Raw genomic sequence first — 20,103 nt, forward strand, 5'->3', positions numbered from 1 at the left:
TCGAAAGTCAATCGGTAGTGATCGAAAAGCGATCAGTCCGGCTCTGGATCCAGGCGGACCGACTCCAGGGCGACGTACAGCTCGCCGACGTCCACCGGGTCGGTGAGGTCGCGTTTGGTCAGCTCCTGCACGCGGCGCAGCCGGTAGCGGACCGTGTTGGGGTGCACGAACAGCCGGTCCGCAGCCTCCTTCGCCGAGCCGTGGCCGGCGAACCACGCCAGCAGCGTGTCGAGCAGGACCTTGCGCTCCGCGGCCGGCAGGGCGAGCACGCCGGTCAGCGCCGACCGGACGACGTCACGGGCCATCCCGGGCGCGGCCGCGACCAGCGTGGTCACCGGCGAGTCGCCGAACACCACCACACCGGCCGTCCCGGCCGGCAGCGAGCGCCGGGCGATCCGGGCCCGGTGCAGGGCGTCCGGGACGTCGGGGAAGCCGGTGAACGGCCTGCTCATCCCGGCCGCGACCGGCAGGGAGCCGAGCACTTCGCGCAGCCGGCGGACGTCCTCGATCCGGTCGATCGCGACCAGGCCCGCCTCGCCGCCGGGGCGCCACGCCGACCGCCAGCGCCGTGCCCGCAGCAGTGCGTCGACGGAGTCGTGCTCGTCCGGCTCGACGCGTTCGGTGACCACGGCGACGAACATGCCCGCGGTCGGCAGGCCCAGCTCACGCGCCGCGGCCTCCATGTCGGCCTGGCCGGCGAGCCGGCCGCGCAGCAGGTCGTCCAGCAGCCGCGCGTTCGCGTGCGACGGCTCGGCCGCGACCTCCTCGTACGCCGTGGTCAGCGCGTCGGAGTAGAGGTCGATCGCCTTCCAGACGTAGGAGTTGATCTCGATGGTCCGGGTCGGGTTGAGGAACTCCGGGCCGGCGAGCTCGAGGAGCCCTTCGTAGACGAAGGTGCCGCCGATCCGGAACGCGCGCAGCACGGCCGGCAGCGGGATGCCCTGCCGTGCCTGGGCGAGCCCGGTCTTGCGGGCGGCGTCGAGGGCCAGGCCGCGCCCTTCGGCCAGTGCCGTCAGCGCGCGTTCGAGGTTGGCCCGGCAGACCTGCCGCAGCTCGCCCGGGGCGACGTCCTCGACCTGCCGGTAGAACTCGTCCTCGGCCCCGAGCAGCCGGGCGAGGCGATCGGCGAACTCGGGGAGCCGGGCCAGCATCTCGCGCACGAGCTCGCGGTGTTCGCGAGGTACCGGCGTGGCCAGAGCTTCGATGCCCATCCCTCACTTTAGCTCGGGTCCGCCGCGCGGGACATGCACGAACTTGAGCAAAATTCATGTCCATCGGGTGATCGACGTCGTGAGGTCTTGACGGGCTCAGGCCGGCTTGCGCGCCGTCAGGTGGACGTGCGGTTCCGGGCCGGCGTCCGGGTGGTCGGGCACGAACTCGGCCGCGTCTTCGCGGACGACCTCCAGGCCCGCCGCGACCAGCAGCTCCTTGAGCGGGCCGGCGGCGAAGCTGTACGCGCGGACCGGGTGGCCCATGAAGACGATGTCGACGCCGTCGACATCGGCGGGCACGGTGGCGAAGACGAGCAGGCCGCCGGGCTTCAGCCAGCCCGTGATCCGCCCGATCACGGTCTCCTGATCGGCGCGGGGCAGCTGCAGCATCGAGAAGAAGGCCGTGACCGCGTCCCAGGTGCCGTCCGGGTAGGACAGTTCGCGCATGTCCCCGAGCTCGAACCGGGCGGCGGGCACCTGCTCCCGGGCGATCGCGACCATCTTCGGGGCGACGTCGTAGCCGGTGACGTCGTGGCCGGCGGCGGCCAGCAGTTCCGCGGTGGGCCGCCCGGTGCCGGCGCCCAGGTCGAGCACCTTCGCCGCCGGTGGCAGGGCGGCCAGCAGGTCGGTGAGCGCGGCGCGGTGCGCGGTCGCGGCGCGGAAGGCGTGCTCGTAGTCCGTGCCGAGCGCGTCGAAGACCTCGGCGGCGGTTTCGGGGCGGGTCATGCCCGCAGACCTTGCCAGACCTAGGATCTCGCCGTGGCCGGTTTACGGGGTGTCTTCGCGGGGTTCGGCAAGAGCAGGGCGTTCGCGGTGCTCGGGCGGGCGCTGGTGCCCGCCGACCGGGTGCTGCTGCGGATCAGCGGCGGCCGGGTCGGCGTCGGCGCGGCGGTCGGGCTGCGGACGCTGCTGCTCACGACGATCGGGCGGCGCAGCGGCGAGCCCCGCCAGGTGCCGCTGCTGTACGTCGAGCGCGCCGGCGGGTACGTCGTCATCGGGTCGAACTGGGGCGGCGAGGCACACCCGGCCTGGTCGGCGAACCTGCTGGCCCAGCCGAAGGCGACGGTCTCGGTGCACGGGCGCACGATCGACGTCACCGGGCGGCTCCTGACCGGCGACGAGCGTCAGGAGATGTGGGACGCGGTCGCGGCGTACTGGCCCGCGTACGACCGGTACGCCGTGCGGGCCGCGCACCGGGACATCCGCGTCTTCCTGCTGGAGCCGGTCAGCCGATGAGGTCGGTGTGCCGGATCCGGTACACCTGCAGCCGCAGGTTGTAGTACTTGTCGGTCTCGCCGACCCACTGCATGCCGAGCCGCTTGGCGACGGCGATCGCCCGCGTGTTGTTCGGCCGCGCCACGGCGAACAGCTCTTCGGTGTCCTGGGTGAAGGCCCACTCGATCAGCGCGGTCGCCGCCTCGGACGCGTAGCCCTTGCCCCAGACGCCGGGGGTGAGCTGCCAGCTCAGTTCCAGGTCCTCTTCGAACGGCGGCAGCAGCCGGATGCCGAGGCCGCCGATCACCGCACCGTCCTCTTTGCGCTCGATCGCCCACCGCCCGCGCGGCGGCGGCAGGTTCGGCTGCGCCTCCTGCCAGGCGTGCAGCACCGCGCGCATCGCGCCGATGTCACCGACGCGGTCCATGGCCGGGGTCAGCCAGTGCGTGACGTCTTCCGCGCCGTAGATCGCGAACGCGGCTTCGGCGTCGGCAGGCGTCCAGTCCCGGATCACGAGGCGGTCGGTGCTCAACGGGGTCTCCATACCAGGACGCTACGCCGGATGGCCCCGGATTGTTCCCGGGAGACCGCTGGATCCGGCCTACAGTCGGGTCGTGGACGACATGCACGCGCTCCTCACCCGCGCCGCCGAGCTGGCCGCCGGCTACCGGGCCACCCTCGTGGACCGGCCCGTCGCCCCGGCCGTCGATCCCGCCGCCCTGCGGCAGGCCTTCGGCGGCCCGCTCCCGGACGAACCGAGCCCACCGTCCGAAGTGCTCGAACAGCTCGCCCGCGCCGCCGAACCCGGGCTCGTCGCCACCGCCGGGCCGCGGTTCTTCGGCTTCGTCATCGGCGGCGCCCTGCCCGCCGCCACCGCCGCTGATGTGCTGGCCGCCGGCTGGGACCAGAACGGCTTCAACGCCGTCCTCTCCCCCGCCGCGGCCGCCGCCGAAGAGGTCGCCGGCGAATGGCTCAAGGACCTGCTCGGCATCCCGGCAGGCGCCTCCACCGGGTTCGTCACCGGCGGCCAGGCCGCGAACACCGCCGGCCTCGCCGCCGCCCGGCACCACGTGCTCGCCGAAGCGGGCTGGGACGTCGAACGCGACGGGCTCGCCGGTGCCCCGCGCGTCCGGGTCGTCGCGAGCGAAGAGCGGCACGCCACCATCGACCGCGCCCTGCGCCTGCTGGGCTTCGGCACCCGGGCCGTCGAGCCGGTCAAGGCCGGCCCGCAAGGCGCGATCGACGTCGAAGACCTGCGGAAGGTGTGCGCGGCCGGGAACGGGCCGCTGATCGTCTGCCTGCAGGCGGGGAACGTCAACACCGGCGCGTGCGACGACCTGCGCGCCGCCCGGGAAGCCGCGGGTGACGCCTGGATCCACGTCGACGGCGCCTTCGGGCTCTGGGCCGCGGCCGGCCCGCGGACCCGCGCCTTGCTCGACGGCGTCGAACTCGCCGACTCCTGGGCCTGCGACGGGCACAAGTGGCTCAACGTCCCGTACGACTCCGGGTTCGTCTTCTGCGCCCGCCCGGACGTCCACGCCGCGGCGATCGCCTACCGCGCGGCCTACCTGACCGGTGCCGGCGAGGTGTCCGGCATGGGCGACCTGACCTTGGAGTCGTCGCGCCGCGCCCGCGGCTTCGCCGTCTGGGCGGCGCTGCGCGAGCTGGGCCGCGAGGGCGTCGCCGAACTCGTCGACCGCTGTTGCCGGCTGGCCCGCCGCTTCGCCGGAAGGCTCGCCGACGGGGGTGCCGAGATCGCCAACGACGTCGTCCTCAACCAGGTCCTGGTGTCCTTCGGCGGCGACACCGACGACCTCATCCGGAAGATCCAGGACGACGGCACCTGCTGGCTGGGCGGCACCACCTGGCGCGGCCGCCGGTACCTGCGGATTTCGGTGTCCGGCTGGGCGACGACGGAGGCCGACGTCGACCGCAGTGCCGCGGCGATCCTGCGGCTGGCTCAGTGACCTTCGCGCACCGAGAGCGAGTCCGTCCGCCAGGCGATCTCCTTCTCGCCGCCCGTCGGCCAGCTCGACGACAGCCGGCGGCGGACGCTGCCGAGCGCGCCCAGCTCGGCGAGGTCGACGCGGGGGCCCTGCGCGGCCAGCGAGGAAACCTCGGCCGTGGTGAGCGGGACGAAGTCGAAGTACTGGGCGTCTTCGCCGCCGTCCCAGTCGACGAACTCGGTGAAGATCGCGGCGAACGACTGGCCGCATTCCGGACACCGGCGCAGTGAAATGCTGAAGTGCGACCGCTCGACCAGGCGATGGGTCTTGTTCAGCCGGGTCGTGCAGAACGCCAGCGCGGTCAGGGCGTCTTCGCCGGAGCAGCGCGCGCAGCCGAACTCGGTCATCGCCCGATCATTGCACGTCGGTGAATCCACGCCCGGCTGGGGGAGCATCGGGAAATCCGTTGACCGTACTGATTTGACCCCGATTTGACCCTGGTCGGCAATGGTCTGGACCTGTTAGCCTCGGCACGTCCACCCGGGCCGGATAGGAGAATGCCGTGCTCCGCATGAGAAAACGCATTGCCGTCGTCGCGCTCGCGCTCGCCGGTGCCTCGGTCGTCGCGCCGCCCGCGGAGGCCGGGCCGGGCCAGGGCAAGGTGATGGCCTACTTCGCCGACTGGGACGTCTACGCCCGCGGCTACCACGTCAAGGACATCGAAACGTCCGGTTCGGCTGCGAAGCTGACGCACCTCAACTACGCCTTCGGCAACGTGACCGGCGGTGGGTGCGCGGTCGGCGACCCGTGGGCCGACCACGACATGCCCTACGACGCCGCCACGAGCGTCAGCGGGCAGGCCGACAGCACCGAAGCCGGGGCGCTGCACGGCAGCTTCAACCAGCTCCTGCAGCTCAAGAAGCTGCACCCGAAGCTGAAGGTGCTGTGGTCCTTCGGCGGCTGGACCTGGTCGGCGGGGTTCACCGAGGCGGCGAAGGACCCGGCCAAGTTCGCGGAATCCTGCTACAACCTGGTCAACGACCCGCGCTGGGCGGGCGTCTTCGACGGCATCGACGTCGACTGGGAGTACCCGAACGCCTGCGGCAACACCTGCGACACCAGCGGGCCCAAGGCGTTCACCGGGCTGGTCAAGGCGCTGCGCGCGAAGTTCGGGCGCCAGCTGGTGACCGCCGCGATCACCGCCGACGGCTCGAAGGACGGCAAGCTCGACGCCACCGAGTACGGCGCCGCGAGCCGGTACCTCGACTGGTACAACGTGATGACCTACGACTACTTCGTGGCCGGCGCCAGCCCGACCGGGCCGACCGCACCGCACTCGCCGCTGCGCGCCTACCCCGGCCTCCCGACCGCCGGGTTCTATGCCGACGCGGCCGTCCAGAAGCTGCGCCACCAGGGCGTCCCGCCGGCGAAGATGTTGCTGGGCCTCGGCTTCTACGGCCGCGGCTGGGACGGCGTGACGCAGAAGCAGCCGGGCGGCACCGCCACCGGCCCGGCACCGGGCACCTACGAAGCGGGTGTCGAGGACTACAAGGTCCTCAAGACCAAGTGCCCGGCCAACGGCCACGTCGCCGGTACGGCGTACGCGAAGTGCGGCTCGCAGTGGTGGAGCTACGACACGCCCGAGACGGCGTCGGCCAAGGCCGGTTACGCGAAGTCGCAGGGGCTCGGCGGCGTGTTCGCCTGGGAGCTCTCCGGCGACACGGCGAACGCCGAACTGCTGCGGGCCATCGCCGGCCGCTGCTGAACCGAAAGCTGGAGGGCCCGGGCGCGAGCGCGTCCGGGCCCTTCGTCCACTTAGGACTACATCAGGAGCGGGCGGGGAACCCGTGCCGCCGCGCGCCGAGCACCACGGCGAGCACCGGCAGCAGGAGCACGAGCAGCGTCCACGGGAAGGACGCCGGCCCGGCGGCGTCGAGCAGGACCCCGCCGGCCACCCCGCCCGCGGCCATCGCGGCGTTCCACAGCGTGACCAGCATGGCCTGCGCGTTGTCCGCCGCTTCGCCGCCCGCGTGGCCGGCCGCCGTCTGCAGCAGCGTCGGGACGCCGCCCCAGCCGAGCCCCCACAGCGCCACCGCGACGTAGACCGGCACCGGGCTGCCCGCGAACACCGCCAGCAGCGCCGCGGCCAGCGCGACCAGGAGGGTGCTCGCCACCGTCAGCGTCCGCAGCGCGCGGTCGATCCGGGCGCCGACGACCCCGATGCCCGCCATCGACGCGATGCCGAACACCAGCAGGACGACGTCCACCGAACCGCCCATCCCGGCGTGGCCGAGGAAGGCGGCGACGTAGGTGTAGAGCACGGTGTGCGCCAGCACGAACACGAGCGTCACGGCGAGCACGGGCACCACACCCGGGACGGCGAGCGTGCGCAGGAGCGGTGTCCGGCCGCCCGCCTGCCCGGGCCCGTCGGGCACCGCCGCGGCGATCCAGGCGAGCAGCACGACCGCGATCGCGGACATGACGCCGAACGCCGAGCGCCAGCCGAGCAGGCCGCCGAGGAACGTCCCGGCCGGGATGCCGAGTGAAAGGGCCAGCGGGATGCCGGCCATCACGATCGCGATGGCCCGGCCCTGGTGGTCCGGGACGAGCCGGCGCGCGTACCCGGCGAGCAGGGCCCAGACGACGCCCGCGGCCACCCCGGCGACGAAGCGCGCCACCATGGTCAACGCGTAGTCCGAGGACAGCGTCGTGACGGTGTTCGCCACCGCGAACCCGGCGACCCCGGTGAGCAGGAGGCGTTTGCGCGACCAGCGCGCGGTGGCGGCGGCCAGCGGGATCGCGGTGAGCGCGGTGCCGAGCGCGTAGATCGTCACGGCCTGGCCGGCGGCGGGTTCGCCGACGCCGAGGCCGGCGCTCATCCCGGGCAGCACGCCGGCGGGCAGCGCCTCGGTGAGCACGGTGACGAACGCGGCGGTGGTCAGGGCGAGGAGGGCGGTGAGCGGCAGCGCGCGGGTGCTGAGGTTCGTCATGCCGCTATGCTCGAACCCTCACACCGATGTGAAGGTCTACGTGAGGTGGGGCACATGCGGATCGGTGAGCTTTCGGAGCGCACGGGCACGTCCCGGCGGCTCCTGCGGTACTACGAGGAGCAGGGCCTGATCGTCGCCGGCCGCGGCCCGAACGGCTACCGCGACTACGACGAGCCGACCGTCGACCGGGTGGTCCAGGTGCGCGGCCTGCTCGACGCCGGCCTGCCGACCCGGATCATCAAGCAGATCCTGCCCTGCCTGGACAAGCCGCGGACGATCTACTTCCCGGACGCGACGCCCGAGATGATCGCGACGCTGGAGGCCGAGCGCGACCGGATGACCAGGCGGGCGGAATGCCTGCTGCGCAACCGGGACGCGATCGGGGAGTACCTGGCCGCGGTCCGCGAGTACGACCCCGTCGGCGGCTGACGGTCGCGCTCGCGGACGGCGCTCACCAGCGGCGGGACGGGTCGATCACGTGGACGGCCGCTTCCTCCGCCGAGGCCGCACCGCCGTCGATGCCGGCGTCCGAGGCGTACAGCTCTTCGTCGGAGTCCTCGCCGAACCCCTCGTCCGTGGCGACCAGGCGGCCCGCGCGGACGTCGCCGACCTCTTCGTCGATCAGCTCGCCGTCGGTGTCCTCGGTGTCGCCGAGGCCGTCGTCGTCGAGGTCGTCGGCCAGGTCGGGGACTTCGCGGGCGAGCCGGCCCGCCCAGCTCTCGCCCTCCGCCGTCTCGCGTGCGGTGGTGCCCCAGCCTTCGGTCGCCTGGGCGCGTTCCGGCGGTGAATAACCCTCCGCCAGTTCGTCGCGGTCGTCCAAAGTGTCCTCGGGGTCGAGGATGCCGTCGTCTGCGTTGTCGTCGATGTCGTTGTCCACGAGACCATCCTCGCGCAACTCTATGACCGCGCCCAGCCCGGGTGATATATGACGGAGTCATGCCGGGGCGTCGTCCCGCACGGTGAAAGGTGATCCCTCATGCCGATGAGACGCAGGGTGCTGGCCGCGGGGCTGGCCGGGGTGTTCGGCGCCGCGCTGTCCGGGCGGACGGCCCAGGCCTCGGAAGCCTCGGAAGCCACGGTGACCGCGCCGCCGGTGCGGTTGGACCAGCTGAACCTGGTCAACCTGTCGCACGTCAACGACCCCGCCACGACCAACGTCTTCCCCGGGGACCCGGCCTTCGAGCTGGAAACCATCGCCACCATCCCGGAAGACGGCTACTACCTGCAGTTCGTCCGCGAAGGCGAGCACACCGGGACGCACTGGGGCGCGCCCGGGCACTTCAACACCGGGGAGCCGCTCGCCGACGACATGGACCCGGCGGACCTGTTCCGCCCGGCCGTGAAGATCGACGTACGCGCCAAGGCGGCGGCGAACCCCGACTACGCGGTCACCGTCGACGACCTCAAGGCGTGGGAGAAGCGCCACGGCCGGATCCCGGACGAGTCCGTCGTGGTGCTGTGGACCGGCTGGGACGCCAAGTGGGGCACGCCTGCCTTCCCGAACACCGGCTCGGACGGCGTGCTGCACCAGCCGGGGTTCTCGATCCCGGCGGTGCGGTGGCTGATCGACACCGGCCGCCTCGGCCGCCGCGGCGGGACGGGCACCGACACGTTCAGCCCGGACGTCGGTACCGACGAGACGTACACCGTGTCCAAGCTGGTCTACCGGCGGCACCGGATCAGCCTGGAGATCCTGGCGAACCTCAAGGCCCTGCCGGCGACCGGCGCCTGGGTGCTGGCGGGTGGCCCGATCAACCGCAGGGGCGCGGGGTCCACGGCGACGATCTTCGGCGTGCTGCCGCCGGGAGTGAGCTAGTCTCAACCCCAAGCGCCCCAAGGCCGCCTTGGGTGCGTCTGACGCAACCAAGGCCGCATTGGGGCGCTCGGCTAACCGGGCGAGAGCGTCGACAGCCGCAGCGAAGACAGCGGGGCCGGGTGGCCGAAGCGGTAGCCCTGGGCGGTGGTGCAGCCGGCCCGGGTGACCAGCTCGGCCTGTTCGGCCGTCTCGATGCCCTCGGCGACCACCGCCACGTCCAAGTCGGCGCACATCCCGACCAGCGACCGGCACAGCGCCGCGTCGCGGTCCGGGCGCACCCCCGTCGTCAGCGCGCGGTCCAGCTTGATCAGGTCGACCGGCAGCGCGTGCAGCACCGTCAGCGAGCTGTAGCCGGCGCCGAAGTCGTCGAGCGCCACCCGGACCCCCAGGTCCTGCAGGCGGCGGATCGCGGCCGCGCCCGCCGACCGGTCCGGCACCGGCACCGTCTCGGTGATCTCGACGATCAGGCGTTCGGCGGGCAGGCCGTACCGGTCCAGCGCGGTTCCGACGCTCTGCTCCAGCGCGGCGGCGCCGAGCCGGCTCGCGCACACGTTGACGTGCACCGTCAGGTCGATGCCTGCCGCGGTGATCTCGCGGCAGGCCAGGTCCAGCACCAGCGCGTCCAGCTCCGCGCCGAGCCCGGCGCCCTCGGCGGCGCGGACGAACGTCTCCGGCGACACCGCGGTGCCGTCCCGCGCGGTCCAGCGGGCCAGCGCCTCCACCGCCACCGGCGTCTCGTCGGCCAGCCGGACGATCGGCTGGAACACCAGCGCGAAGCCCTCCGGGAGGCCGCCGTCCGCGCGGCGCAGCGCCGACGGGAAGTCGGGCGGCCCGTCCGGCGACGGGTGGTACACGACCGCCGTGTCCTTGCCGAGCCGCTTGCCCGCGTACATCGACGTGTCCGCGCGGCCCAGCAGCACGTCCGCCGTCACCGCCGGTTCGGCCGGGTCGGGCACCACCAGGCCCATGCTCGCGCGGACCCCGACCAGCGTGCCGTGCACCGCGAACGGCCGCCGCAGCGCGCTCTGGATCCGGTCGGCGACCGCGTGCGGGGCGTCGACCTCGCCTTCCAGCAGGATTGCGAACTCGTCGCCGCCCAGCCGCGCCACCGTGTCGCCCGCGCGGACGCAGCTCAGCAGCCGCTGGGCGACCGCGTGCAGCAGGACGTCCCCGCCCGCGTGCCCGAACCGGTCGTTGACCTCCTTGAAGTCGTCGAGGTCGACGAAGATCAGCACGAGCGGCCCGTGCCCGCCCTCGGCACCCTGCTCGACGGCCCGGTCCAGCCGGTCGGCGAACAGCGCGCGGTTGGCCAGCCCGGTCAGCGGGTCGTGGTAGGCCTGGTGGGTCAGCTGCTGCCGGCCCTCGTACACCCGGCGCAGCAGCAACCGGTTGTCCAGCAGGGAAAGCAGCTGCCGGGCGAGCACCAGGAACACCACGAGCACGCCGACGTACACCTCGACGGCGTCCGGGCCGGCGCCGGCCACCACCTGCACGGTGATCAGCAGCGCGACCGCGGTGACCGGCAGGTACGGCAGCGCCACCTGCCACCAGTCGACGCCGACCGGCTGGCCGCCGTCGTCCCGCCGGCGCGGGTTCGGCGTGACCAGCAGGGCGAAGGCGATGAACAGCGGGCCGAGCACGAACCCGCCGTCCGACCACGGCTTCATGCTCTCCGCGCCGATGCTGACCAGGTAGGCGAACACGCTGTCGGACGCGGCCAGCGCGACGATCCCGACGGCGGCCAGCAGCAGGTTCGCGCGGTACGGGCGGTCCACCCGGTCGAACACGACCAGCAGCACGGCGACGACCACGACCACCAGGTCCGACAGCGGGTAGGCGATGGCGACGGCCCAGGTCAGGTGGTCCGGCCCGGTGGCCCGGACCACCTGACCGAGCGCGGCGGTCCAGGTGAGGATGAACAGCGAGCCGGTGACGACGAGCCCGTCGAGCACCACCGCGACGCCGAAGTGCGCGGTCCACTGGGCGGGCTGCCAGCGTTCGCGGTCCGGCCGCGCCCGCGCGTGCGCGAGCACGAACAGGGCGGCGAGCGCGAACACGGGGAAGCTCAGGTACCCGACGTCGGCCAGTGACGGCGAGGGCAGCCCGCGGCCGTCGACCAGCTGGTACCACGACCAGAAGCACTGCCCGAACGACCAGGCGGCCATGCCGGTCGCGACCAGCACCCGCCACCACCGCTGGTGCCCGCGCACCCGCCGCGCGACGACGATCCCGCAGACGACGCCGGTGATCCCGGCGCCGAGCTGCATGGCGTCGTCGACCCACAGGGCGAAGGTGTCGCCCCAGAACGCGAAGCCGTTGACCACGACCAGGGCCGCCGTGCCGAGGACGAGCAGGATGGCCACTGGGTACCGCCGCACTGTCATGGCACCTCACGCGGTCACGCACGCCGGTAGGACCGGCAAACAGTACACCGGGCGTGATCATCCACAAGCGCACCGGCATGAGCGCTGCGTGCGCGGGTACCGTCGGCTTGGTGATCACGCGCATCCGGGGGTACGCGCTGCCGAGCGGCGAGTACGTCGACCTCTACGCGGACGGCGACCGCTGGACCACCGACCCGGTGCCGGGCGCGACCCTGGTCGGCGAAGGCTGGCTGGTGCCCGGCCTGGTCGACGCGCACACCCACCCCGGCGCCGTGGAACCCGGGCAGCCGATGGACGAGCAGCTGCTCCGGGAGCAGCTCCACCAGCACGTCGACGCCGGGGTCACGCTGATCCGCTCGCCCGGGCTGCCGGGGGAGCCGCCGCCGTGGTTCGGCGAGGACCCCGACGTGCCGCGGGCCCGGCACGCGGGACCGTGGCTGGCGCAGGAAGGCCAGTTCTTCGACGGCTGGGGCCGCCGCGCCGCGCACGACGAGCTGCCCGCGCTGGCGGCGGCGCAGGCCGCCCGGACGGGGTGGGCGAAGATCGTCGCCGACTGGCGCGTCGGCGATTCCGCGGTGCCGGTGGACGTCCTGCGGGCCGTCGTGGACGCGGTGCACGCGGCCGGCGGCCGGGTCGCGGTGCACAGCCAGCACCCCGAGGGTGGCGCGGCCGCGGTCGCGGCGGGCGTCGACTCCCTCGAACACGGCATGTGCCTCGACCCGGGCCTGCTGGCGCGGATGGCCGCCCAGGGCACGGCGCTGACCCCGACGCTGTCGACGATCACCGCCGGCCTGCGGCACCGGGAACAGCGGCCGGACAGCCCGGCCCGGCGGTGGTTCCTGAGCGGGGCTCGGGTGCACGGCGCGTTGACGGCGGCCGCGGCGGAAGCCGGGGTGCGGGTGCTCGCCGGCACGGATTCCCTGCCGCACGGCGGGATCGTCGCGGAGATCCGGGCGCTGGTGGCCGCCGGGGTCCGCCCGCACGAAGCGCTGGCGGCGGCGTCCTGGAGCGCGCGGGAGTACCTCGGGCTGGGCGGCCTGGTGCCGGGCGCCCCGGCGGACGCGGTGGTCTACGACCGGGATCCGCGGGCGGAGCCGGACCAGCTCGCCGACCCGGCGGCGGTGGTGCTGCGCGGTCGCTGCGTGCGGCGCCGGGCATCGTGACCGAGGCGATCACGGCCGAACGGCGGCAGCTGACCGGCCTCGCCTACCGGCTGCTGGGCTCGATGAGCGACGCCGAGGACGTCGTCCAGGAGGCCTACGGCCGGTGGTACGCCCTGCCCGGGCCGCAGCGGGAGGCGATCGGGTCGCCGGGCGCGTGGCTGACCACGGTGGCCGGCCGCATCTGCCTCGACCTGCTCGGCTCGGCCCGCGTGCGGCGGGAGCGGTATGTCGGCGAGTGGCTCCCGGAGCCGCTGCCCGGGGACACCGGCGCGCTCGCCGACCCGGCCGAACGCGTCGCGCTGGACGAGTCGGTCACGATGGCGTTCCTGGTCGTGCTGGAGACGACGACCCCGGCCGAGCGGGTGGCCTTCGTCCTGCACGACGTCTTCGGCTACCCGTTCGCGGAGGTGGGGACGGTCCTCGGCCGGACGGCCGCCGCGTGCCGCCAGCTGGCCTCCTCCGCGCGCCGCCGGGTCCGGGCCGGCGGTGCGGATCCTGACCCGGCGCCGGCCGGGGAGAGCGCCGAGGTGGTCCGCGCCTTCAAGCTGGCCTGGGCGGCGGGGGACATCGAACGGCTGGTCGGCATCCTCGACCCGGAGGCCACCGTCGTCGCCGACGGCGGCGGGCTGGCCGGCGCGATCCGGCGGCCGATCGAGGGCGGCGAGCGGGTCGCGCGCTACGCCGTGGACCTGACCGGCCGGATCCCGGCGCTGACGCTCGAGGAGGCGACCGTCAACGGGCGGCCGGGCCTGGTCGGGTGGCGGGACGGCGTCGTGGTGGCCGTCATCGCGTTCGAGGTGGCCGGCGAGTCGATCCGGCGGATCTGGGCGGTGCGCAACCCCGAGAAGCTCCGCCGGTGGCAGCCGGCCTGGCGGGGTCGCTAGCCACCGGGGCCGACGCGGTCGTCGTGCCGGCTTCGCGGGGCGGGCACGACGAACGCGATCACCGTCGCCGCCAGGCCGGCGAGCACGGACACGTGCACGGCGGCCGGCACGGCGCTGATCAGGAACAGCCGCAGCGACCCCGAGATCAGCAGGCGCCACATCCTCGGGCTCATGATCAACAAATACCCCCGGCGGGCCACCGTCAACCGGGGTCGCGGCAACGGCCCGGTCACGTTCACCCGCGGGGGTGGTGCGCCGCCCTGGCGCTCGCGCCGCGGGCGGAAAGAGATCTCGGCGGCGAACACCCGTTCGTCATTTCGACGCGTTCGACAGCGGTGATCGCGTGAGTTTCCGCCGGAAAATCGCCGCGGCGCAATGCGGGGCTTGTGAACACAACGCCAACAAGTTTCGACGTTACCCGAATGGCGGAAAAGGAAACTGAGGGATAACGATCCGTTTGCCCGGAGCGTGATCGACTGGACATCGATGGTGGCGCTGACGAACATTGACCTCCATGCGTGGAAGGGGAGGGTAACGGTGGGCCTCAGTGCGGCGGACGTGGTCGGCGAACTCAAAGCCCTGCGCAAAGGGAGGGCAATTTTCACGACACCGCTCGCGGACCGGATCGGTCCCGCATTGCGCTCCGCTTGTGGCATTCTCGAAGATGACGGAACCGTGGAGATGCGGCGTAAGCTGGCCGACCGATTGCGGCCACTGGTCGAGTCGTTGCCGGACGATCTGAAGATCGCGCTGCTCGCGGCGTTCGCGCTCGACGAGCGGGCCCGCAAACCGTTCTACCAGGAGCGGGTCCGCTGGGCGGCGATCACGCTCGACCGCGACGACCGCACGGTCCGGCGCCGGATCGACGAGGGGATCGAGCAGGTCGCCGCGCTGGCCGTGGCGGCGGTCGTGCCGGCGCCCCGGTACTATCCGGGCCGCGGCTGGCACACCGAAGAACTGCGCGTCACGCTGGCCCTCGACCAGCCGGTGCCGGAGGCGTTCGAATTCCGGCGAGTCGTCGCCGACGCCGACGAAATCGCCGTGCTCGACTTGGCGCTGACGTTGCCGGTGACCGGCGAATCGGGCGATTCGGTGCACGAGTCCGATCTCGGTGTCGACGTGTTCCACGGCGGTGTGCTCGCCGGCCGGGCGATGGAATCGACCGACCGGATCGGGCTGCCGCTGCGGCTGCCGGAGCCGTTGCGGCGCGGCACGCGCCACGAGATCGGGCTGCGATTCCGGGCGAACCTGCGAGAACCGCGTTACCTGTGCGTGCCCCGGCACCCGTGCGATCTTTTCGATCTGCACGTCCGGTTCGGTGAAAACGTGCCGAGGCGGATCGTGCGCCAGGAAAACGTTTCCCCGGCCACCGCGGACGAGCGGTGGCGAAGCGGCGCGACGCTGGCCGCCGACGACGCCGGCGAGGTGCACGTCCGGTTCCGGAACCTCGCCCCCGGCTTCGCGTACGGAATCCGCTGGACCAGTTAGCGGACAATACCTGGACAACCACCGACACCGTGCAACGTTGCTGGTCAGCGCCTCGATTACGCCATATGTCGGACCGGGAACGTCCAGGCACCACACTGTCCGTAGTGGACGGATCGGCCCCCGGTGCGGACACGAGGAGGGCGCGTGGAAACCATGATCGCGGAGGCCGTCGACGGCTACACCGTGCTGGAGGATTCGCCGAGGCCGGAGGGCGGCCTGGCGAAGGAGCGGCTGGACCCGGTGGTGGAGGCGGCGCGCGACGGCGACCCGGACGCGGTCCAGGCGCTGCTGCGGCTGATCAAGCCGACGGTCGTGCGCTACTGCCGGGCGCGGATCGGCGGCCGCGACCTGTCGTACCTTTCGGCCGACGACGTCGCTCAGGAGGTGTGCCTGGCGGTGCTGAAGGTGCTGCCGAACTACCAGGACCGCGGCGGCTCGTTCCTGTACCTCGTGCGCGCGATCGCGGCGAACAAGGTCGCCGACGCGTTCCGCTCGGTGGCCAGGGACCGGTCGAAGCCGGTGCCGGAGCTGCCGGACCGCCCGCTGGGCGGCAACGAGCCGGAGAACCACGTCCTCGAGCTGGACCTCGGCGCCCGCCTGGGCCGGCTGCTGGCGTCGCTGCCCCCGCTGCACCAGGACATCCTGTCCCTGCGGATCGTGGCCGGCCTGTCGGCGAACGAGACGGCGGAGGCACTGGGCATCTCCGCCGGCAACGTCCGGATCACGCAGTTCCGCGCGCTGTCGAAGCTGCGCGGCATGATCGGCGAGCGCGGGCTCTAGGGCCTGTTTTGATGTGCTGACCGGGCAGATTGCTGGGCAGAGTTGCCGGTGCGGCGTGTCGTAGATCGAATAGACGAGGTCTCCGGTAGATCGATCAACGACCAAGAAGATCGAGAACACCGGAGACCTCGTGGCCAGCCTAGCGGCGGCGGGGCGAGCCGATCTGACCGACGCGCAGTGGGCGATCCTGGAACCACTGCTGCCTGTCGGCAAGAAACCCGGCCGCCCACCCACATGGACAAAGCGCCAGCTTCTGGACGGCATCCGATGGCGGGTCCGCGTCGGCCTCCCCCTGGCGTGACGTCCCGCCCGCATACGGCTGCTGGCAAACCGTGTATGGGCTGTTCCGGCGCTGGCAGCGCGCTGGTGTGTGGGCGGTGATCCTGGCGGCGTTGCAGACCCGGGCGGATGCGGCCGGGCTGATCACCTGGGACGTCAGCGTCGATTCCACGATCAACCGGGCCCACCAACACGCAGCAGGCGCCCGTATCGAGGGTGACCTGCAGAAAGAACCGCCTGGTGGTGTCGGGGAGCCCGAACCGGCCGACCACGCACTGGGGCGGTCGCGAGGAGGCTGGACGACCAAGCTGCACCTGGCCACCGAGCAAGGCTGCAAGCCCCTCTCGCTGCTGGTGACCGCGGGTCAGCGCGGTGATTCACCCCAGTTCGCGGCGGTGCTGGCCGGGATCAAGATCGCCCGGGCCGGCGGTGGACGGGCCAGGACCCGACCGGATCGGGTCCTGGCCGACAAGGCCTACAGTTCCCGCGCCAACCGGGCCTACCTGCGGCGGCGCGGGATCGCCTGCACGATTCCCCAGCCCGCCGACCAAATCCGGCATCGCCGCAACCGCGGCCGGGCCGGAGGCCGGCCACCCGCCTTCGACCCGCAGATCTACAAGCAACGGCACGCCGTGGAGTGCGGGATCAACCGGCTCAAACGCAACCGCGGCGTCGCCACACGGTTCGACAAACTCGCAGTCCGCTACGAGGCAACCGTCCACATCGCCGCGATCAACGAATGGCTACGCCATTGAAACAGGCTCTAGGCGTCACTCGAGCCATTCGGTGATGAAGTGGTCGCTTTCGTGGATGTGCACGGCCTCGTAGACCCCGGGGCCGAGTACCGCGAACTTGTGCGGCGTGCCGGCCGGGACGACGAGCACGTCCCCGGCGCCGCCGTCGCGCTCCTCGTCGCCGACGGTGAACCGGGCTCGCCCGCGGATGATGACGAACGTTTCGGTGTAGGGGTGCCGGTGCAGGCGCGGGCCGGAGCCGACGACGTCCGTGCTTTCGCGGATGACGGAGATTCCGGACCCGACATCGCGTCCTTCGAAATTCTCGCTGTCGCTCACCGGGCAAGGGCAGCCGGTCAGGAGCTGGTCACGGCCTTGCGCAGCTGCCCGAGCGCCCGGTGCTGGGCGACCCGCACCGCGCCCGGCGTCGAACCCACGGCGACGGCGGTCTCCTCCGCGGACAGCCCCACCACCACGCGCAGCACGACGATTTCCCGCTGCCGGCGCGGCAGCACGTCCAGCAGCTTGGCCATCCGCTCGCGGAGTTCGCGGCGGAGGGCTTGGTGCTCGGGGCCCAGTGAGGAGTCGGGCTCGTCGGGCACTTCGGCCACCGGTTCGTCCTGCCGCGCGGCCGCCTTGCGCGCGGCCGCGACCTTGGTCCGGGCGATCCCGCAGACGAAGTCGGGGAAGGGCCGTTCCGGCGGCCGCCGCGGCAGGGCTTTGATGAGGGCCACGCAGACGTCCTGGGCGACGTCGTCGGCCGAGTCCGGGTCCAGGCGGGCGCGGCAGTAGCGCTCCACGAGCGGCCGCGCCGCGGCCAGCAGGTGGTCCGGGGTGGTGTTCATGGCTTCCCTCCGGGCGGGGACTACCCGAATCCCGCCCGGACGGATCCGCTCGGCGCGGATTCCCGGCTATTTCCGGTGTGGCCGCGGACGCGGCGACGATCCGTTGATCGACCGGCGAGATGACCTAGTCCTGCGCGGCCCGCGCTCGAGGCCTACGGCTCCTGCCGCGACCGGAACGCGTCGAGCACCCGCCGTTCCCGCTTGGTCGGCCGGCCCGCGCCCCGGTCGCGGCGGGCGACCGGGATCGCCGTCTCCGGGGGTGGCTTCGGGGTCCGGTCCAGGTAGCACGTCGCCGCGTCCGGGGCGCCCACGCGCTTCTGGATCACCCTGACCACGTCGAGCACCTTCGTCGTCCCGCCGACGCGCAGGCGCACTTCGTCGCCCGGGACGACCGTGGTCGCCGGCTTGGCCGGTTTGTCGTTGACGCGCACGTGGCCGCCGCGGCAGGCCGCCGCCGCGTCCGGGCGCGTCTTCGTCAGCCGGACCGCCCAGAGCCAGCGGTCCACTCGGGTGGACTCCACAGTCGTCCATCATGGCCCATTCAGCGGCACCACCCCGCAACCCCGCCAGGTTACTCGTCGGTACATGTCGACTTGTCTGCACCACGGAGCTATAACTTGTTCTAAATACCTCAACGGTGAGGAACAAAGCATGAGCGACGAACCCATGTGGAGAACAACTTCTGGCACTGTTTCCCGTCGTCTCTTCATTGCTGGAACTGGTTCTATATTGGCCGGTGCCGCTCTGGCTGGTCGTGCCGCGGCCGCCCCGGCCGCGCAAGCCGTCATCTCCGACGGCGCCCGCGTGTCCGCGCTGGTCATCGGCACCGGGTACGGCGGGTCCGTCGCCGCCCTCCGGCTCGCCCAGGCCGGGGTCGACGTGCAGATGGTCGAAATGGGCATGGCCTGGGACACCCCGGGTCCGGACGGCAAGATCTTCTGCGCCACGCCCAACCCCGACCAGCGGTCGTTCTGGTTGCGCACCAGGACGAAACAGCCGTTCTCCAACTTCCTCGGGTTCCCGATCGACAAGGACATCCCGCGCTACACCGGCGTCCTCGACGCCGAAGAGTTCAGCGGGATCACCGTGTACCAGGGCCGCGGGGTCGGCGGCGGCTCGCTCGTCAACGGCGGCATGGCCGTGACGCCGAAGCGGGAGAACTTCGGCGCGATCCTCCCGACGGTCAACGCCGACGAGATGTACAACGTCTACTACCCGCGCGCCAACGCCGGCCTCGGGGTCGCGAACATTCGCCCGGCCTGGTTCGACAGCACCGACTGGTACCAGTTCGCCCGCGTCGGCCGGAAACAGGCCCAGCGGTCCGGGTTCCCGTTCGTGTTCGTGCCGGACGTGTACGACTGGGACTACATGGAGCAGGAGGCGGCGGGCACGGTCACGAAGTCCGCGCTGGCCGGGGAAATCCTGTTCGGCAACAACTACGGCAAGAAGTCGCTGCAGAAGACCTACCTGCCGAAGATCGCCGCGACCGGCCGGGTCACCATCTCCCCGCTGCACCGGGTGACCCAGGTGGTGCCGGCCTCCGGCGGCGGCTACACGGTGACGATCGAGCAGCTCACCACCGCGGGCGCGGTGTCGGCGACCAAGACCGTCACCGCCGACACGGTCTTCTTCGCGGCCGGGAGCGTCGGCACGAGCAAGCTGCTGGTGAAGCTGAAGGCGACCGGCGCGCTGCCGAACCTCAACGGCGAGATCGGGAAGGGCTGGGGCGACAACGGGAACGTGATGGTCGGCCGCGCCAACCAGATCTGGGACCCGACCGGCGCCTCCCAGTCGACCATCCCGTGCGGTGGCATCGACAACTGGGCCGCGGGTGGTGCGTTCGCGGAGGTAGCGCCGCTGCCGACCGGGATCGAGACGTGGGCGTCGTTCTACTTGTCGATCACGAAGAACCCGAACCGCGCGCAGTTCAGCTGGAACCCGACGACGCGCGCGGTGGAGCTGAACTGGCAGACGGCGTGGAAGCAGCCGTCGATCGACATGGCGAAGACCATCTTCGACAAGATCAACGCCACCGAGGGCACGATCTACCGGACCGACCTCTTCGGCGTGTACAAGACCTGGGGCGACCATCTCACCTACCACCCGCTCGGCGGCGCGGTGCTCGGCAAGGCGACCGACAACTACGGCAGGCTCGCCGGCCACCCGGGCCTGTACGCGATCGACGGTTCGCTGATCCCGGGCAACACCAGCGTCAACCCGTTCGTCACCATCACGGCACTGGCGGAACGCAACATCGAGAAGATCATCGCGCAGGACTTCTGAGGTCTGCCGCGGCTCGTCGTGAGTGGTACAACCGCCAGCGCCGCGAGATGGCCGAGCGGATGGCGCTCAACGCCCCGATCCAGGG

22 protein-coding genes are annotated in these 20,103 nt (G+C 72.3%); 11 read left to right on the plus strand and 11 right to left on the minus strand.

Features of this window, described 5'->3' with window-relative positions:
• Positions 1–32: 32 nt before the first annotated feature.
• Together ACWEGE_RS45300 and ACWEGE_RS45305 are read right to left on the minus strand one after the other, a co-directional pair.
• The gene (locus ACWEGE_RS45300) at positions 33–1,211 is read right to left on the minus strand and encodes a PucR family transcriptional regulator (protein WP_449666706.1); all 1,179 of its coding nucleotides are present in this window, start codon (positions 1,209–1,211) and stop codon (positions 33–35) included.
• A gap of 96 nt (positions 1,212–1,307) precedes the next feature.
• Positions 1,308–1,937, minus strand: coding sequence for a class I SAM-dependent methyltransferase (locus tag ACWEGE_RS45305; protein ID WP_449666707.1), 630 nt, complete (start codon positions 1,935–1,937; stop codon positions 1,308–1,310).
• 33 nt (positions 1,938–1,970) lie between these two features.
• Here ACWEGE_RS45305 and ACWEGE_RS45310 point away from each other — a divergent pair, with 33 nt between their 5' ends.
• Positions 1,971–2,447: a nitroreductase family deazaflavin-dependent oxidoreductase gene (locus tag ACWEGE_RS45310; protein ID WP_449666708.1), complete on the plus strand. Its 477-nt coding sequence runs from the start codon at positions 1,971–1,973 to the stop codon at positions 2,445–2,447.
• Here the strand turns inward: ACWEGE_RS45310 and ACWEGE_RS45315 are convergent.
• Positions 2,437–2,970, minus strand: coding sequence for a GNAT family N-acetyltransferase (locus tag ACWEGE_RS45315; protein ID WP_176175417.1), 534 nt, complete (start codon positions 2,968–2,970; stop codon positions 2,437–2,439). The genes ACWEGE_RS45310 and ACWEGE_RS45315 overlap by 11 nt on opposite strands.
• Positions 2,971–3,049: 79 nt before the next feature.
• On the opposite strand from ACWEGE_RS45315, the gene ACWEGE_RS45320 reads away from it, so the two are divergent.
• A complete protein-coding gene (locus ACWEGE_RS45320; RefSeq protein WP_449666725.1) occupies positions 3,050–4,393 on the plus strand; it encodes a pyridoxal phosphate-dependent decarboxylase family protein in 1,344 nt (447 codons plus the stop codon).
• Here the strand turns inward: ACWEGE_RS45320 and ACWEGE_RS45325 are convergent.
• Entirely contained in the window at positions 4,387–4,779 is a 393-nt protein-coding gene (locus tag ACWEGE_RS45325; RefSeq protein WP_449666709.1) for a hypothetical protein, read from the minus strand. The genes ACWEGE_RS45320 and ACWEGE_RS45325 overlap by 7 nt on opposite strands.
• Positions 4,780–4,943: 164 nt before the next feature.
• On the opposite strand from ACWEGE_RS45325, the gene ACWEGE_RS45330 reads away from it, so the two are divergent.
• A complete protein-coding gene (locus ACWEGE_RS45330; protein WP_449666710.1) occupies positions 4,944–6,137 on the plus strand; it encodes a glycoside hydrolase family 18 protein in 1,194 nt (397 codons plus the stop codon).
• A 61-nt stretch (positions 6,138–6,198) separates the two neighbouring features.
• Here the strand turns inward: ACWEGE_RS45330 and ACWEGE_RS45335 are convergent, their stop codons facing one another.
• Positions 6,199–7,362: an MFS transporter gene (locus ACWEGE_RS45335; protein WP_449666711.1), complete on the minus strand. Its 1,164-nt coding sequence runs from the start codon at positions 7,360–7,362 to the stop codon at positions 6,199–6,201.
• Between the two features lie 54 nt (positions 7,363–7,416).
• Between ACWEGE_RS45335 and ACWEGE_RS45340 the strand changes: the two genes are divergently transcribed.
• Positions 7,417–7,791 carry a MerR family transcriptional regulator gene (locus ACWEGE_RS45340; RefSeq protein ID WP_449666712.1) on the plus strand — a complete coding sequence of 125 codons (375 nt, stop codon included), beginning with the start codon at positions 7,417–7,419 and terminating at the stop codon, positions 7,789–7,791.
• A 22-nt stretch (positions 7,792–7,813) separates the two neighbouring features.
• Here the strand turns inward: ACWEGE_RS45340 and ACWEGE_RS45345 are convergent, their stop codons facing one another.
• Entirely contained in the window at positions 7,814–8,239 is a 426-nt protein-coding gene (locus ACWEGE_RS45345; RefSeq protein WP_449666713.1) for a DUF5709 domain-containing protein, read from the minus strand.
• 99 nt (positions 8,240–8,338) lie between these two features.
• On the opposite strand from ACWEGE_RS45345, the gene ACWEGE_RS45350 reads away from it, so the two are divergent.
• Entirely contained in the window at positions 8,339–9,178 is an 840-nt protein-coding gene (locus tag ACWEGE_RS45350; protein ID WP_449666714.1) for a cyclase family protein, read from the plus strand.
• Between the two features lie 71 nt (positions 9,179–9,249).
• On the opposite strand, the gene ACWEGE_RS45355 is transcribed toward ACWEGE_RS45350, so the two are convergent.
• Complete coding sequence (locus ACWEGE_RS45355; protein WP_449666715.1) at positions 9,250–11,562, minus strand: putative bifunctional diguanylate cyclase/phosphodiesterase; 2,313 nt, start codon at positions 11,560–11,562, stop codon at positions 9,250–9,252.
• A 110-nt stretch (positions 11,563–11,672) separates the two neighbouring features.
• On the opposite strand from ACWEGE_RS45355, the gene ACWEGE_RS45360 reads away from it, so the two are divergent.
• Complete coding sequence (locus ACWEGE_RS45360; protein WP_449666716.1) at positions 11,673–12,725, plus strand: amidohydrolase family protein; 1,053 nt, start codon at positions 11,673–11,675, stop codon at positions 12,723–12,725.
• Entirely contained in the window at positions 12,722–13,609 is an 888-nt protein-coding gene (gene sigJ / locus ACWEGE_RS45365; RefSeq protein ID WP_449666717.1) for an RNA polymerase sigma factor SigJ, read from the plus strand. Before ACWEGE_RS45360 ends, sigJ begins: the two co-directional genes overlap by 4 nt.
• Here sigJ and ACWEGE_RS45370 read toward each other — a convergent pair.
• Positions 13,606–13,782, minus strand: coding sequence for a hypothetical protein (locus ACWEGE_RS45370; RefSeq protein ID WP_449666718.1), 177 nt, complete (start codon positions 13,780–13,782; stop codon positions 13,606–13,608). The genes sigJ and ACWEGE_RS45370 overlap by 4 nt on opposite strands.
• Positions 13,783–14,077: 295 nt before the next feature.
• On the opposite strand from ACWEGE_RS45370, the gene ACWEGE_RS45375 reads away from it, so the two are divergent.
• The 3 genes from ACWEGE_RS45375 (at position 14,078) to ACWEGE_RS45385 (ending at position 16,911) form a co-directional block, all read left to right on the plus strand.
• The gene (locus ACWEGE_RS45375; RefSeq protein WP_449666719.1) at positions 14,078–15,097 is read left to right on the plus strand and encodes a hypothetical protein; all 1,020 of its coding nucleotides are present in this window, start codon (positions 14,078–14,080) and stop codon (positions 15,095–15,097) included.
• A gap of 153 nt (positions 15,098–15,250) precedes the next feature.
• Positions 15,251–15,877: an RNA polymerase sigma factor ShbA gene (gene shbA / locus ACWEGE_RS45380; protein ID WP_449666726.1), complete on the plus strand. Its 627-nt coding sequence runs from the start codon at positions 15,251–15,253 to the stop codon at positions 15,875–15,877.
• A gap of 130 nt (positions 15,878–16,007) precedes the next feature.
• A protein-coding gene (locus tag ACWEGE_RS45385; RefSeq protein ID WP_449666720.1) for an IS5 family transposase occupies positions 16,008–16,911 on the plus strand; the annotation gives its coding sequence in 2 pieces (ribosomal slippage) (positions 16,008–16,166 and positions 16,168–16,911; 903 coding nt in all).
• Positions 16,912–16,926: 15 nt separating this feature from the next.
• Here ACWEGE_RS45385 and ACWEGE_RS45390 read toward each other — a convergent pair.
• The 3 genes from ACWEGE_RS45390 to ACWEGE_RS45400 all read right to left on the minus strand — a co-directional run bounded on the left by ACWEGE_RS45390 (position 16,927) and on the right by ACWEGE_RS45400 (position 18,256).
• Entirely contained in the window at positions 16,927–17,229 is a 303-nt protein-coding gene (locus tag ACWEGE_RS45390) for a cupin domain-containing protein (RefSeq protein WP_449666721.1), read from the minus strand.
• A gap of 17 nt (positions 17,230–17,246) precedes the next feature.
• On the minus strand, positions 17,247–17,735 hold the full coding sequence (locus tag ACWEGE_RS45395; RefSeq protein ID WP_449666722.1) for a sigma-70 family RNA polymerase sigma factor: 489 nt from the start codon (positions 17,733–17,735) through the stop codon (positions 17,247–17,249).
• Positions 17,736–17,887: 152 nt separating this feature from the next.
• Positions 17,888–18,256 carry an RNA-binding S4 domain-containing protein gene (locus ACWEGE_RS45400; protein ID WP_449666723.1) on the minus strand — a complete coding sequence of 123 codons (369 nt, stop codon included), beginning with the start codon at positions 18,254–18,256 and terminating at the stop codon, positions 17,888–17,890.
• Between the two features lie 208 nt (positions 18,257–18,464).
• On the opposite strand from ACWEGE_RS45400, the gene ACWEGE_RS45405 reads away from it, so the two are divergent.
• On the plus strand, positions 18,465–20,018 hold the full coding sequence (locus tag ACWEGE_RS45405) for a GMC oxidoreductase (protein ID WP_449666724.1): 1,554 nt from the start codon (positions 18,465–18,467) through the stop codon (positions 20,016–20,018).
• The last annotated feature ends 85 nt before the right edge of the window (positions 20,019–20,103 follow it).

This window comes from Amycolatopsis sp. NPDC004747, assembly GCF_053601335.1.